This is a genomic window from Burkholderia sp. Tr-20355, from assembly GCF_017104685.1.
Taxonomy (GTDB): domain Bacteria; phylum Pseudomonadota; class Gammaproteobacteria; order Burkholderiales; family Burkholderiaceae; genus Burkholderia; species Burkholderia seminalis.
The window spans coordinates 1-13,602 of record NZ_JAAGPK010000192.1 but is presented as its reverse complement, the minus strand read 5'-3'; the positions used below and the strand labels follow the sequence as shown (position 1 = coordinate 13,602).

Annotated in this window: 12 protein-coding genes; 6 read left to right on the top strand and 6 right to left on the bottom strand. The window is 67.2% G+C overall.

Translation table 11 applies throughout. The features are described from left to right. On the top strand, positions 1-923 hold a 923-nt coding region (locus G3N62_RS30425), incomplete at its 5' end, for a M48 family metallopeptidase (RefSeq protein ID WP_241013251.1). A 9-nt stretch (positions 924-932) separates the two neighbouring features. Here the strand turns inward: G3N62_RS30425 and G3N62_RS30420 are convergent. Beyond that, a complete protein-coding gene (locus G3N62_RS30420) occupies positions 933-1,877 on the bottom strand; it encodes an AraC family transcriptional regulator (RefSeq protein ID WP_069706569.1) in 945 nt (314 codons plus the stop codon). A gap of 227 nt (positions 1,878-2,104) precedes the next feature. On the opposite strand from G3N62_RS30420, the gene G3N62_RS30415 reads away from it, so the two are divergent. Then, positions 2,105-3,157: an NAD(P)-dependent alcohol dehydrogenase gene (locus G3N62_RS30415; RefSeq protein ID WP_034190242.1), complete on the top strand. Its 1,053-nt coding sequence runs from the start codon at positions 2,105-2,107 to the stop codon at positions 3,155-3,157. 86 nt (positions 3,158-3,243) lie between these two features. Here G3N62_RS30415 and G3N62_RS30410 read toward each other — a convergent pair whose 3' ends face one another. The 5 genes from G3N62_RS30410 to gatC form a co-directional block, all read right to left on the bottom strand. After that, on the bottom strand, positions 3,244-4,017 hold the full coding sequence (locus tag G3N62_RS30410; protein ID WP_034190241.1) for an exodeoxyribonuclease III: 774 nt from the start codon (positions 4,015-4,017) through the stop codon (positions 3,244-3,246). Between the two features lie 41 nt (positions 4,018-4,058). After that, positions 4,059-4,898, bottom strand: coding sequence for a polyphosphate kinase 2 family protein (locus tag G3N62_RS30405; protein WP_124670500.1), 840 nt, complete (start codon positions 4,896-4,898; stop codon positions 4,059-4,061). A gap of 118 nt (positions 4,899-5,016) precedes the next feature. Then, positions 5,017-6,492, bottom strand: coding sequence for an Asp-tRNA(Asn)/Glu-tRNA(Gln) amidotransferase subunit GatB (gatB, locus tag G3N62_RS30400; protein ID WP_034190239.1), 1,476 nt, complete (start codon positions 6,490-6,492; stop codon positions 5,017-5,019). A 3-nt stretch (positions 6,493-6,495) separates the two neighbouring features. Further along, positions 6,496-7,986 (bottom strand): Asp-tRNA(Asn)/Glu-tRNA(Gln) amidotransferase subunit GatA, encoded by a 1,491-nt coding sequence (gene gatA / locus G3N62_RS30395; protein ID WP_034190238.1) that lies wholly within the window; start codon positions 7,984-7,986, stop codon positions 6,496-6,498. A gap of 69 nt (positions 7,987-8,055) precedes the next feature. After that, positions 8,056-8,355 (bottom strand): Asp-tRNA(Asn)/Glu-tRNA(Gln) amidotransferase subunit GatC, encoded by a 300-nt coding sequence (gene gatC / locus G3N62_RS30390; protein ID WP_034190237.1) that lies wholly within the window; start codon positions 8,353-8,355, stop codon positions 8,056-8,058. Positions 8,356-8,722: 367 nt separating this feature from the next. On the opposite strand from gatC, the gene G3N62_RS30385 reads away from it, so the two are divergent. The 4 genes from G3N62_RS30385 to mrdA all read left to right on the top strand — a co-directional run. Next, the gene (locus G3N62_RS30385) at positions 8,723-9,766 is read left to right on the top strand and encodes a rod shape-determining protein (RefSeq protein ID WP_004189550.1); all 1,044 of its coding nucleotides are present in this window, start codon (positions 8,723-8,725) and stop codon (positions 9,764-9,766) included. Between the two features lie 125 nt (positions 9,767-9,891). Further along, positions 9,892-10,959, top strand: a complete 1,068-nt coding sequence (gene mreC / locus G3N62_RS30380) for a rod shape-determining protein MreC (RefSeq protein ID WP_206141395.1) — start codon at positions 9,892-9,894, stop codon at positions 10,957-10,959. Beyond that, positions 10,956-11,468, top strand: a complete 513-nt coding sequence (gene mreD / locus G3N62_RS30375; protein WP_006482567.1) for a rod shape-determining protein MreD — start codon at positions 10,956-10,958, stop codon at positions 11,466-11,468. The genes mreC and mreD overlap by 4 nt, the downstream gene beginning before the upstream one ends. A 94-nt stretch (positions 11,469-11,562) precedes the next feature. Continuing rightward, on the top strand, positions 11,563-13,602 hold a 2,040-nt coding region (gene mrdA / locus G3N62_RS30370), incomplete at its 3' end, for a penicillin-binding protein 2 (protein ID WP_206141394.1).

Below are 13,602 nucleotides of genomic sequence, written 5' to 3'. Positions count from 1 at the left end.
CACCGCCCGCGCCGGCGACTTCCGCCGCGCCCGTGGCGCCGTCCGCCGCCGAAGCCGCGCAGCCGACCGGCGCCGCCGCGCCGGCGAAGGCGTATGCGCAAACGCCTCAGCAGCAGGTCCGCTACGGCAACGCGATCGCGTTCCGCACGCTGATCCCGTCGCCGCTGCTCGAACAGCTCACCGCGAACGAATATGCGCAGATCGTGCAGACGGCCGCCGACAGCAACCGGCTGCTGCCCGCGAACCAGCCGCGCGTGAAACGCCTGCGCGCGATCGTCGCGAAGCTCGCGCCGTATTCGGTGAAGTGGAACGACCGCGTGAAGAGCTGGGCCTGGGACGTCAACGCGATCCGCTCGCGCGACATCCGCCTGACCTGCCTGCCGGGCGGCAAGGTGCTCGTGTACGGCGGCATGCTCGACCGCATCCGCCTGAACGACGACGAGCTCGGCGTGCTGCTCGCGCACGGCATCGCGCATGCGCTGCGCGAACACGCGCGCAGCAACTTCAGCGCGACGTCGCAGACGTCGCTGCGGGCGGCCGCGCTGCCGCCGCTGTTCGGCGTCGGCGATCCGCTGCCGCAGGCGCTGAATCTCGGCGAGCGCCTGCAGTCGCTTCACTACGAGCCGACCGACGAGACCGAAGCCGACGTGATCGGCGGCGACATCGCCGCACGCGCGGGCTTCGATCCGCGCGCCGCGATCACGCTGTGGGACAAGCTCGCGGTCGCGACGCGCGCGAACAAGGCGACGGGCTTCATCTACACGCATCCGTACAGCACCGCGCGACGCCAGGACCTGCTGAACCGGCTGCCCGACCTGATTCCGCTCTATGCGAAGGCGATCGGCAAGCGGGTCGACGCGCTGCCCGACTATGCGGGCATCAGCGCGCAACGGCGCAAGGTCGTCCGGCGCGCCGCCGGGTAACGCCGGACGCTACGCGTCCACCCCGGTCGCGACCGGGCGGACCCCGCTTTCACGCATCCAGCGCACCTCGTCACCGGGGCTGCGGCCGAACAGCCGCTTGAACTCGCGGCTGAACTGCGACGCGCTCGCATAACCGACGCGCGCGGCCGCCGTGCCGGCGCCCATCCCGTCCTGCACCATCATCAGCCGCGCCTGGTGCAGCCGCGCGGCCTTCACGTACTGCATCGGCGACGTCGCCGTCACGTGCTTGAACTGCGCGTGGAACACCGCGAGGCTCATTCCGGCCTCGCGCGCGAGCGTCTCGACGTCGAGGTCGGCGTGCAGTTCCGCATGGATGCGCCGCAGCGCCTTCGCGATACGGCCGAAGTGATGCTGCTGCACGAGCGCCGCGCGCATCGCGTCGCCCTGCTCGCCCGTCAGCACGCGATAGGCGATCTCGCGCATGATCGCGGGCCCCAGCACGCGCGTGTCGTGCGGCGATGCGAGCGCTTCGAGCAGCCGCACGACCGCGTCGGCCAGCGGCGCGTCGAGCGGCGTCGAATAGACGCCGAGCGGTTCGCTGACGGCCGCGCCGAGCGTCTCGTCGAGCAGGATCGCGAGCTCGGCGATCACCGCGAGGTCGACGCGGATCGAGATCGCGAGAAACGGCTCGTCCATGCTCGCGAAGGTCTCGCATTCGAACGGCAGCGGCACCGACAGCACCAGGTACTGCTGCGCGTCGTAGACGAACGAGCGGTCGCCGAGATAGCCGAGCTTGCGCCCCTGGCACACGACGATGATGCTCGGTTCGTACAGCACGGGCAGGCGCGGCACGGGACGGCTCACGCGGATCAGGCGCACGCCGTCGAGCGCCGCGAGCGTATCGCCCTCGTTCGGCGCGAGATGCGTGTGCAGCTCGATCATGCGGCGCTGCACGCGGTCGCCCGCGTCGGCCAAAAGGGGTTGGAAGCTCATCGGCGTGGTCCTGCGCGGCAAGAGAATCTGGCTTGCAATGTAGCAGCCTGCACGCGTTTTGACGGCTGTTCGCGTGCAGTTCAAGAGGAATAGGCAAATCTTCGAGACCTTCGTGTATTTCGCCGGCGCGCCGCGATCCTTACGATGACGTCCTGCCTCGCCGCATCGCCACATGATGCGACGGCAGTCTGTTTCGCCGGATCCGTTCCGGACAAGGAGCCCATCGCATGAGCACTACCTATGCCTACGCGGCGACCGATTCGCAGTCGCCGCTCGCCCCGTTCGAATTCCAGCGTCGCGCGCTGCGCGACCTCGACGTCCAGATCGACGTCCTCTACTGCGGCGTCTGCCACTCGGACCTGCACCAGGCGCGCAACGAATGGCGCAACACGATCTACCCGGTCGTGCCGGGTCATGAGATCGTCGGCCGCGTGACGGCGACCGGCCCGCAGGTCTCGCGCTTCAAGGTCGGCGAGCTGGTCGGCGTCGGCTGCCTCGTCGATTCGTGCCGCACCTGCCCGAGCTGCGCCGAAGGGCTCGAGCAGTATTGCGAGAACGGCTTCGTCGGCACCTACAACGGCCAGGATCGCGTGACGGGCGACGTCACGTACGGCGGCTATTCGACGCAACTCGTCGTCGACGAGGCGTTCGTGCTGCGCGTGCCGGACACGCTCGACCCGGCCGGCGCCGCGCCGCTCCTGTGCGCGGGGATCACGACCTACTCGCCGCTGCGGCAGTGGAACGTCGGCCCCGGCAAGAAGGTCGGCATCGTCGGGCTCGGCGGCCTCGGCCACATGGGCGTGAAGCTGGCGCGTGCGATGGGCGCGCACGTCGTGCTGTTCACGACGTCGCCGTCGAAGATCGAGGACGGCAAGCGCGTCGGCGCGCACGAAGTCGTGATCTCGAAGGACGAAGCGCAGATGAACGCGCACCTGAACAGCTTCGACTTCATCCTGAACACGGTCGCCGCGCAGCACGACCTGAACCCGTTCCTGCACCTGCTGAAGCGCGACGGCACGATGACGCTCGTCGGCGCGCCGGAACACGATCACCCGTCGCCGCAGGTGTTCAACCTGATCTTCAAGCGCCGCCGCCTCGCGGGCTCGCTGATCGGCGGGATCGCGGAAACGCAGGAAATGCTCGACTTCTGCGCGCAGCACGGGATCACGTCGGATATCGAGACGATTCCGATGCAGCAGATCAATGCCGCTTACGAGCGGATGCTGAAGAGCGACGTGAAGTACCGCTTCGTGATCGACATGGCGTCGATCAAGCAGTAAGCCCCGCCTCAAACGAAACGGGCCGCATGTTCGACATGCGGCCCGTTTCGCATTCGGCGACTGCGCACGCGGCGCAGCGCCGGCAATCACTTCGCGTAGTCGTAGTCGATCGTCAGCGGCGCGTGATCGCTGAACTTGATGTCCTTGAAGATCGACGTGCGTTTCGCGGTACCGGCCACGCCCGGCGTCGCGATCTGGTAGTCGATCCGCCACCCGACGTTCTTCGCGTACGCCTGGCCGCGATTGCTCCACCATGTGTACTGCTCGGGACGCGGGTCGAGCGTGCGGAACACGTCGACATAACCGACGTCGTCGAACAGCTTCGTGAGCCATTCACGCTCTTCCGGCAGGCAGCCCGAGTTCTTCTGGTTGCTCTTCCAGTTCTTGATGTCGATTTCCTTGTGGACGATGTTCACGTCGCCGCACAGGATCACCTCGCGCTTCTTCTTGAGCTGCGCGAGGTGCGGCATGAATTCGTCCATGAAGCGGTACTTCGCCTGCTGGCGCTCCTCGCCGCTCGAACCGGACGGCACGTACACCGACACGACCGACAGCTTGCCGTAGCGCGCCTCGACGTAGCGCCCTTCGGCATCGAATTCGCTGCTGCCGAAGCCGATGATCACGTCATCGGGTTCGCGGCGGCTGTACACGCCCGCGCCGCTGTAGCCCTTCTTCTCGGCGTGGTGGAAATAGCTCTTGAAGCCGTGCGGCTCGACGAATTCGGCCGGCAGGTCGTCGGCCGATACCTTGATTTCCTGCACGCACACGCAATCGGCGTTCTGTTCGCCGAGCCAGTCGAAGAAGCCCTTCTTCGCGGCGGAGCGGATGCCGTTCAGGTTGGCGGTAATCACTCGCATCATGTCGGGTTCCGTTCAGTTCGATGTTTTTACAGGGTGGCAGCTTAACGGATCTTCACGCCTTCGAGCTCGGGCTTCGGCGGCGGGAATTCCAGCTTCATGTCGGTCATCGTGCGCAGCAGCAGCTCGGCGATCATCACGTTGCGGTGCGTCTTCGAGTTCGCGGGGATCACGTACCACGGCGCATGCTCGACCGACGTCGCGGCGAGCGCGTCGCGGTACGCGGACTGGTAGGCGTCCCAATGCTTGCGCGCATCGAGATCGGCGATGTCGAACTTCCAGTGCTTGGTCGGATCGTCGATGCGCGCCTGCAGCCGCGCGCGCTGCTCGTCCTTCGAGATGTGCAGGAAGCACTTGACGATCGTCGTGCCGTTTTCGTGCAGCATCGTCTCGAAATCGCGGATCTGCCGGTAGCGGCGCTCGCACTCCTTCGCGTCGATCGCGTCGAGCACGCGCGGCACCAGCACGTCTTCGTAGTGGCTGCGGTTGAAGATCGCGAGCTCGCCCGCGGCCGGCACCTGCGCGTGCACGCGCCACAGGAAATCGTGCGCGGCCTCGATCGGCGTGGGCGCCTTGAACGACACGACGCGCAGGCCGAGCGGGTCGACCTCGCGGAACACCGCGCGCACGGTGCCGTCCTTGCCGCTGGTGTCCATCCCCTGCAGCACGAGCAGCACACGCTTCTTCTGCTGCGTGTGCAGGCGCTCCTGCTGGACGTCGAGCTCGGTCGACACGGCCGACAGCCGTTCGCGGTCGGCGTCCTTCGAGCCGGACGAAAACGGCTTCGCGGCCGGGTCGAACGCATCGAGCTTGAATGCGGCGGCTTCCTTCTCGCGCGTGAATTCAGGCACGAGGAAATCGTCGAGAGACGGTTGTTTCGCCATTCGTTCCTCCGTTGGACGGTGTGGCGCATACGATAACGCATCCGCCAAACGCAACGGGCCGCCCCGAACTGGTTCGAGGCGGCCCGTCGTCAAGCGCGGTTCAGGCGCGCGGTCATGCTCAGCCGAGCTTCTTCTTCAGCAGTTCGTTGACCTGCTGCGGATTGGCCTTGCCCTTGGTCGCCTTCATCGCCTGGCCGATCAGCGCGTTGAACGCCTTTTCCTTGCCCGCGCGGAATTCCTCGACCGACTTCGCGTTCGCCGCGAGCACGTCGTCGATGATCGCTTCCAGCGCGCCGGTGTCGGAGATCTGCTTGAGCCCCTTCGCATCGATGATGCGGTCGGCCGCACCTTCGTCGGTCGCCTTCTCGTCCCAGATCGTCGCGAAGATTTCCTTCGCGATCTTGTTCGAGATCGTGCCGTCGGCGATGCGCTGCAGCAACAGCGCGAGCTGCGCGGCCGACACGGGGATCGCGTCGATCTCGATGCCGTCGCGGTTCAGCTGCGACGACACGTCGCCCATCAGCCAGTTCGCGACGGTCTTCGCGTTCGCCGCGCCGGCCTTCGCGACCACCGACTCGAAATATGCGGCCATCGCCTTGCTCGACGTCAGCACGCCCGCGTCGTACGCGGACACGCCGTACTCGTCGGCGAAGCGCTGCTGCATCGCGGCCGGCAGCTCGGGCATCCCGGACTGCACGCGCTCGATCCAGTCCTGGCCGATCACGAGCGGCATCAGGTCGGGGTCGGGGAAGTAGCGGTAGTCGTGCGCGTCTTCCTTGCTGCGCATCGAACGCGTCTCGCGCTTGTCCGGATCGTAGAGGCGCGTTTCCTGCACGACCTCGCCGCCGTCCTCGATCAGCTCGATCTGGCGACGCACTTCATAGTTGATCGCTTCCTCGAGGAACCGGAACGAGTTCAGGTTCTTGATTTCCGCGCGCGTGCCGAACTTCTCCTGGCCGACCGGGCGTACCGACACGTTCGCATCGCAGCGGAACGAGCCTTCCTGCATGTTGCCGTCGCAGATGCCGAGCCACACGACGAGCCCGTGCAGCGCCTTCGCGTACGCGACGGCCTCGGCCGCGCTGCGCATTTCCGGCTCGGTGACGATCTCGAGCAGCGGCGTGCCCGCGCGGTTCAGGTCGATCCCCGTCATCCCGGCGAAGTCCTCATGCAGCGACTTGCCCGCATCTTCCTCGAGATGCGCACGGGTCAGGTTGACCGTCTTCTCGTAGGCCGGCTTGCCGGCCTTCTCGTTGGCGGGCACCTGGATCGTGATCCGGCCGCCCTGCACGACCGGAATCTCGTACTGGCTGATCTGATAACCCTTCGGCAGATCGGGGTAGAAATAATTCTTGCGCGCGAAGATGCTGCGCGGCGCGATGGTCGAGCCGATCGCGAGGCCGAAGCGGATCGCCCGCTCGACCGCACCGCGGTTCAGCACCGGCAGCACGCCCGGCAGCGCCAGGTCGACCGGGCAGGCCTGCGTGTTCGGCTCGGCGCCGAACTGCGTCGACGCGCCCGAGAAAATCTTCGAGACGGTCGACAGTTGCGCGTGCGTCTCGAGACCGATGACGACTTCCCATTGAGTAGCCATTGCTTACACCCCTGCCGGAACTTGCTTGTGCCAGTCGGTCGCGCGCTGGAACGCGTCGGCGACCTGCAGCATCCGGGCTTCGTTGAAATAGTTGCCGATGATCTGCAGGCCGACCGGGCGCTTCGCGTTCGCGCCCGCGCCGAAGCCGCACGGCACGCTCATGCCGGGAAGACCGGCGAGGCTCACCGACAGCGTGTAGATGTCCGCGAGATACATCTGCACCGGATCGTCGCCCTTCGCGCCGAGATCCCATGCGACCGTCGGCGACGCCGGGCCCATGATCACGTCGCAGGTCTTGAACGCTTCCTGGAAATCGTTCGCGATGATGCGGCGGATCTTCTGCGCCTGCAGGTAGTACGCGTCGTAGTAGCCGTGCGACAGCACGTACGTGCCGACCAGGATGCGGCGCTTCACCTCGGGGCCGAAGCCTTCGGCGCGCGACTTCTTGTACATGTCGAGCAGGTCGCCGTACTGCGCGGCACGATGGCCGAAACGCACGCCGTCGAAACGCGACAGGTTCGACGACGCTTCCGCCGGCGCGATCACGTAGTACACGGGGATCGACAGTTCCGTCTTCGGCAGCGACACCGGCACGAGCGTCGCGCCGAGCGCCTCATACTGCTTCAGCGCCGCGTCGATCGCCGCGCGCACGTCGTCGGCGAGGCCGTCGCCGAAATACTCGTTCGGCAGGCCGATACGCAGGCCCGCGAGCGGCTTGCCCGCATCGTTGCCGGCCGCCCACGGCTGGCCGAGGTGGCGCGTGAAATCCTCGTCGTCGCGCTCGAGGCTCGTCGAGTCGCGCTCGTCGAAGCCGGCCATCCCGTTCAGCAGCAGCGCGCAGTCGGACGCGCTCTGCGCCATCGGGCCGCCCTGGTCGAGCGACGACGCGAACGCGATCATCCCGTAGCGCGACACGCGGCCGTAGGTCGGCTTGATGCCCGTCACGCCCGCGAACGACGCGGGCTGGCGGATCGAGCCGCCGGTGTCGGTGCCGGTTGCCGCCGGTGCGAGGCGCGCGGCGACGGCGGCCGAGCTGCCGCCCGAGCTGCCGCCCGGCACGGCGTTCGTGTCCCACGGGTTCTTCACCGCGCCGAACGCGGAATTCTCGTTCGACGAGCCCATCGCGAACTCGTCCATGTTGGTCTTGCCGAGCGTGACCATGCCGGCCGCCTGCAGGCGGGCGACGACGGTCGCGTCGAACGGGCTCTCGTAGTTCGCGAGCATCTTCGAGCCGGCGGTCGAGCGCCAGCCGCGCGTGACGAAGACGTCCTTGTGCGCGATCGGCAGGCCGGTGAGCGCGCCGCCCGCGCCGCGCGCGAGTTCCGCGTCGGCGGCTTTCGCCTGCGCGAGGGTCAGGTCGGCGTCGACCTGGACGAACGCGTTCAGGTCGCGTGCGGCGTCGATCCGCTTCAGGTAGAGCTGCGCGAGCTCGACGGCCGAGCACTCCTTGGCGGCGAGCGCGGCGCGCAGTTCGGTGAGGCTTTTTGCGTGCATTGAGTGGTTTTCCTGGGAATTCTGGGTGGCGCGCGGCGCAGGGCGGCCGGCGCGCTTGTCATCGAATGCTTACTCGATCACCTTCGGCACGAGGTAGAGGCCGTCCTGGACGGCCGGCGCCGGACGCTGGTTGTCGTCGCGATTGACGACTTCCGTCACGGCGTCGTCGCGCAGGCGCTGCGCGACTTGCTGGATCTGTTCGATCGGGTGGGCGAGCGGCGCGATGCCGGCGGTGTCGACCGCCTGCATCTGCTCGACGAGCCCGAAGAATTCATTGAGCTGGCCGAGCATGTGCTCGGCGTCGGCGTCGGCCATTTCGAGTCGCGCGAGGTGCGCGATGCGTTTCACATCGGTCAGGGTCAGGGCCATGCGATCACCGGAAAAACAAGGCTGCGCAGCGCATCGAAAGCAGCGCTGCGGCGGGGGGTTGGAGGGTGCGATCCCACCCTCAAAAATCGGGGCCGAAGCGGCAAAAATACCGCCCGTTTCGATTCAAATACCGTGAAATTATAAGGTATCATTACGCGTTCGACCCAAACCCGGCAGCCTTTTCCCGCACCGTTTCGCCCCGCTTCGGCAAGCCGTGCGTGCTTCGTGCGATCCCCGGTAGACATCACTCGCAGCTTCGTGCGCCGCGGCGGCCGCTTCCGCCACGCTTCCCGAGGCTGTTATTTTTTCCGCTGCCGCCCTCAGCGTCCGCTAAGCAGGGCCGGCCCAGAGCGAAACAGGATTCTGAATGTTCGGTTTTTTGCGCAGCTACTTCTCCAACGATCTTGCGATCGACCTCGGCACCGCAAACACCCTGATCTACATGCGCGGCAAGGGCATCGTCCTCGATGAGCCGTCCGTCGTGTCGATCCGCCAGGAAGGCGGCCCCAACGGCAAGAAGACGATCCAGGCGGTCGGCAAGGAAGCCAAGCAGATGCTCGGCAAGGTGCCGGGCAACATCGAGGCGATCCGCCCGATGAAGGACGGCGTGATCGCCGACTTCACCGTCACCGAGCAGATGATCAAGCAGTTCATCAAGACCGCTCATGAATCGCGCATGTTCTCGCCGTCGCCGCGCATCATCATCTGCGTGCCGTGCGGCTCGACCCAGGTCGAGCGCCGCGCGATCAAGGAAGCCGCGCACGGCGCCGGCGCATCGCAGGTCTACCTGATCGAGGAGCCGATGGCGGCCGCGATCGGCGCGGGCCTGCCGGTGTCGGAAGCCACCGGCTCGATGGTCGTCGACATCGGCGGCGGCACGACCGAAGTCGGCGTGATCTCGCTCGGCGGCATCGTGTACAAGGGTTCGGTGCGCGTCGGCGGCGACAAGTTCGACGAGGCGATCGTCAACTACATCCGCCGCAACTACGGGATGCTGATCGGCGAACAGACCGCCGAGGCGATCAAGAAGGAAATCGGCTCCGCGTTCCCGGGCTCCGAAGTCAAGGAAATGGAAGTGAAGGGCCGCAACCTGTCGGAAGGCATTCCGCGCAGCTTCACGATCTCGAGCAACGAAATCCTCGAGGCGCTGACCGATCCGCTGAACCAGATCGTGTCGTCGGTGAAGATCGCGCTCGAGCAGACGCCGCCGGAACTCGGCGCCGACATCGCCGAACGCGGGATGATGCTGACGGGCGGCGGCGCGCTGCTGCGCGACCTCGATCGCCTGCTCGCGGAAGAAACCGGCCTGCCGGTGCTCGTCGCCGAAGATCCGCTCACCTGCGTCGTGCGCGGTTCGGGCATGGCGCTCGAGCGCATGGACAAGCTGGGCAGCATCTTCTCGTACGAGTGATCGTCTAGGCAGTTCCCTGACATGACGCACCCGCGGCGTGGCCGGATCGCTCGTTCAGAACGAACCGCCGCGCCGTTTGCGCGTCTGAGCATCATTTAACCGATCACACGCGCCCGGCGCCGACCATGGAATACAGTCCGCCGCCCCTCTTCAAGCAAGGTCCGCCCGCGCTCGCGCGGCTCATCTTCTTCGTTGCCCTCGCCATCGCGCTCCTCGTGTCGGACGCGCGCTTCAGCACGCTCGAAATCGTGCGCGGCGTGCTCGGCACCGTGCTCTATCCGCTGCAGCGCGCGGCACTCGTGCCGCGCGACCTGTTCATGGGCGCGGCCGACATCGCCGTCACCGGCGCGTCGCTGCGCCACGAGAACGACGAGCTGCGCAAACGCAACCTGCAGCTGTCCACGCAGGCCAACCAGGCCGCCGTGCTTACGCAGGAAAACGCGCACCTGCGCGCGGTGCTCGAGCTGCGCCAGCACATCGCGACGCAATCGACGCCGGTCGAGATCCAGTACGACACGAGCGATCCGTTCACGCAGAAGATCGTGATCGGACAAGGCTCGCAACAGGGCATCCAGAACGGCTCGCCCGTCGTCAGCGAGGACGGCGTGATCGGCCAGGTCACGCGCGTGTTCCCGCTACAGGCCGAAGTCACGCTGGTCACCGACCGCGATCTCGCGATTCCCGTGCAGGTGCTGCGCACCGGCCTGCGCAGCGTGATCTACGGCACGCCGAAGGGCGATTCGCTCGACCTGCGCTTCGTGCCGACGAGCGCCGATCTCGTCGCCGGCGACGAACTCGTCACGAGCGGCCTCGACGGCGTCTATCCGCCCGGCCTGCCGGTCGCGAAGGTCGCGCGCGTCGACAAGCTCGCCGATACCGCATTCGCACGCGTGACCTGCGCGCCGATCGCCGCCGTGCGCGGCGCGCGCCAGATGCTCGTGCTGCATTACCAGAACGACATCCCGCCGCGCCCGGCCGAGCCCGATCCGGCCGCCGACAAGAACGCGAAGGGCAAGAAGGGCGCGAAAGCCGCCGCGAAGGGCGAGAAGGGCGAGAAGGCCGACGCGAACGCGAAGCCGGCCGCCGCGACCCCGCCGGCCGCGAATCCTGCACCGGCGGCGCCCGCCGCTCCGGCCAGGCCGGCCGCCGCGCCCGCGAAGCCCGCGGCCGGGCAACCAGGAGCCCAGCGATGAACCGCCCGCAATACATCCTGCAGCCGGTCAATCCGTACTTCATCGTCTTCAGCCTCGCCGCCGCGTTCCTGCTGAACCTGATGCCGTGGGGCCGCCTGCCCGGCGTGCCCGACTTCGTCGCGCTCGTGCTGCTGTTCTGGAACATCCATCAGCCGCGCAAGGTCGGGATGGGCGTCGCGTTCGCGCTCGGCATCCTGATGGACGTGCACGACGCGGGGTTGCTCGGCGAGCACGCGCTCGCCTATACGCTGCTGTCGTACGGCGCGATCACGATCCACCGCCGCGTGCTGTGGATGCCGATCGGCGTGCAGGTGCTGTATGTCACGCCGCTGCTCGTCGTCGCGCAGCTCGTGCCGTTCGTGATCCGTCTGCTGATGGGCGCGGCGTTCCCGGGCTGGCGCTACCTCGTCGACGGCTTCGTCGAAGCCGCGCTGTGGCCGATCGCGAGCCACCTGCTGCTGATGCCGCAACGCCGCCCGGTCGATCCGGACGACACGCGCCCCATCTGAGCCGGACCGACCTTGAATACCCGCCGCTCCCACGCCCGTTGCGCCCAGGGGCGGCACCTCGCCCGCCCGCGCGGGCCAGACCGCCCCTAACCGCATGACCGAATTCAACGACACCCAACAGCAGCTCTCGAAGTTCCGCCTGCGCGTCGCGGCGGCGGGCGTGTTCGTGTTCGTCTGCTTCGGGCTGCTCGCGAGCCGCTTCTTCTACCTGCAGCTGATGCAGCACGGCAAATACGCGCTGCAGGCCGAGGAGAACCGCATCTCGGTCGCGCCGATCGTGCCGAACCGCGGGATCATCACCGACCGCAACGGCGTGATCCTCGCGAAGAACTATTCGGCGTACACGCTCGAGATCACGCCGTCGAAGCTCGACGACACGCTCGACAACACGATCGACAAGCTGTCCGAGATCGTCCCGATCGACGCGCGCGACCGCCGCCGCTTCAAGAAGCTGCAGGAAGACTCGAAGAACTTCGAGAGCCTGCCGATCCGCACGCGGCTCACCGACGCGGAAGTCGCGCGTTTCACCGCGCAGCGCTTCCGCTTCCCCGGCGTCGACGTGCGCGCGCGGCTGTTCCGGCAATATCCGCTCGGCATGACGGCCGCGCACGTGATCGGCTACATCGGCCGGATCTCGAAGCGCGACCAGGATCGCATCGACGCGATGAGCGACGACAACGACAGCGACCAGGAAAACTACGATCCGCGCCGCGACGCGAACAACTACAAGGGCACCGACTACATCGGCAAGATCGGCGTCGAGCAGAGCTACGAGACCGAGCTGCACGGGCTGACGGGCTTCGAGGAAGTCGAGGTGACGGCCGGCGGCCGGCCGGTGCGCACGCTGTCGCGCACGCAGGCGACGCCCGGCAACAACCTCGTGCTGTCCCTCGACATCGGGCTGCAGCAGGTCGCCGAGCAGGCGTTCGCCGGCAAGCGCGGCGCGCTCGTCGCGATCGAGCCGAAAACGGGCGACGTGCTCGCGTTCGTGTCGTCGCCGAGCTTCGACCCGAACTCGTTCGTCGACGGCATCGACCAGCAGACCTGGGACGAACTGAACAACTCGCCCGACAAGCCGCTGCTGAACCGCCCGCTGCACGGCACCTACCCGCCCGGCTCGACCTACAAGCCGTTCATGGCGCTCGCGGGCCTGACGCTCGGCAAGCGCACGCCGGGCTGGGGCTTCCAGGATCCCGGCTACTTCACGTTCGGCGGCCACACGTTCCGCAACGACGTGCGTTCGGGCCAGGGCTGGGTCGACATGAACAAGGCGATCATGGTGTCGAACGACACCTACTTCTACATGCTCGCGCGCGACCTCGGCGTGAACGCGATCGCGAACTTCATGAAGCCGTTCGGCTTCGGCCAGATCACCGGGATCGACATCCAGGGCGAGGCGCGCGGGATCCTGCCGTCGACCGACTGGAAGAAGAAGGCGTTCAAGAAGGCCGCGCAGCAGAAGTGGTTCGACGGCGAAACGATCAGCCTCGGGATCGGCCAGGGCTACAACTCGTTCACGATCCTGCAGCTCGCTCACGCGACCGCGACGCTCGCGAACAACGGCGTCGTGATGAAGCCTCACCTCGTGAAGGAAGTCGAGGATCCGATCACGCGCGCGCGCCACCTGACCGTGCCGAAGGAAAGCGAGGTGATCCCGCTCAAGGCGGCCGACATCGACGTCGTGAAGCGCGGGATGGAGAACGTGATCGAGAACCCGTCCGGCACCGCGTACAAGGTGTTCCGCGGCGCGCCGTACCTCGCGGCCGGCAAGACCGGTACCGCGCAGGTGTTCTCGCTGCAGGGCTCGAACTACAAGGGCCACCTGCTCGCCGAGCACCTGCGCGACCACGCGCTGTTCATCGCGTACGCGCCGGTCGACCACCCGCAGATCGCCATCGCGCTGGTCGTCGAGAACGGCGGCTGGGGCGCGCAGGCCGCCGGCCCGATCGCACGCCGCGTGCTCGACTACTACCTGGTCGAGCGCCAGAACCCGAAGAACGAGGCGGCGGCCGTGGCGGCCGCCGCGTCGGCGACCGAACCCATCAGCGCACCGGTGATCGGCGATGCGACCAAGCCCGCTGCCGTCGCGGCCGGCTTCAAGGCGCTGCCGCAGCCGGTCGTGCCGACCGCGGCA

Bases quoted from the DNA above. Each gene is read 5' to 3' on its own strand.
- G3N62_RS30420 (WP_069706569.1), bottom strand. From the start codon at position 1,877: ATGAGCTTCCAACCCCTTTTGGCCGACGCGGGCGACCGCGTGCAGCGC.
- G3N62_RS30415 (WP_034190242.1), top strand. From the start codon at position 2,105: ATGAGCACTACCTATGCCTACGCGGCGACCGATTCGCAGTCGCCGCTC.
- G3N62_RS30410 (WP_034190241.1), bottom strand. From the start codon at position 4,017: ATGATGCGAGTGATTACCGCCAACCTGAACGGCATCCGCTCCGCCGCG.
- G3N62_RS30405 (WP_124670500.1), bottom strand. From the start codon at position 4,898: ATGGCGAAACAACCGTCTCTCGACGATTTCCTCGTGCCTGAATTCACG.
- gatB (WP_034190239.1), bottom strand. From the start codon at position 6,492: ATGGCTACTCAATGGGAAGTCGTCATCGGTCTCGAGACGCACGCGCAA.
- gatA (WP_034190238.1), bottom strand. From the start codon at position 7,986: ATGCACGCAAAAAGCCTCACCGAACTGCGCGCCGCGCTCGCCGCCAAG.
- gatC (WP_034190237.1), bottom strand. From the start codon at position 8,355: ATGGCCCTGACCCTGACCGATGTGAAACGCATCGCGCACCTCGCGCGA.
- G3N62_RS30385 (WP_004189550.1), top strand. From the start codon at position 8,723: ATGTTCGGTTTTTTGCGCAGCTACTTCTCCAACGATCTTGCGATCGAC.
- mreC (WP_206141395.1), top strand. From the start codon at position 9,892: ATGGAATACAGTCCGCCGCCCCTCTTCAAGCAAGGTCCGCCCGCGCTC.
- mreD (WP_006482567.1), top strand. From the start codon at position 10,956: ATGAACCGCCCGCAATACATCCTGCAGCCGGTCAATCCGTACTTCATC.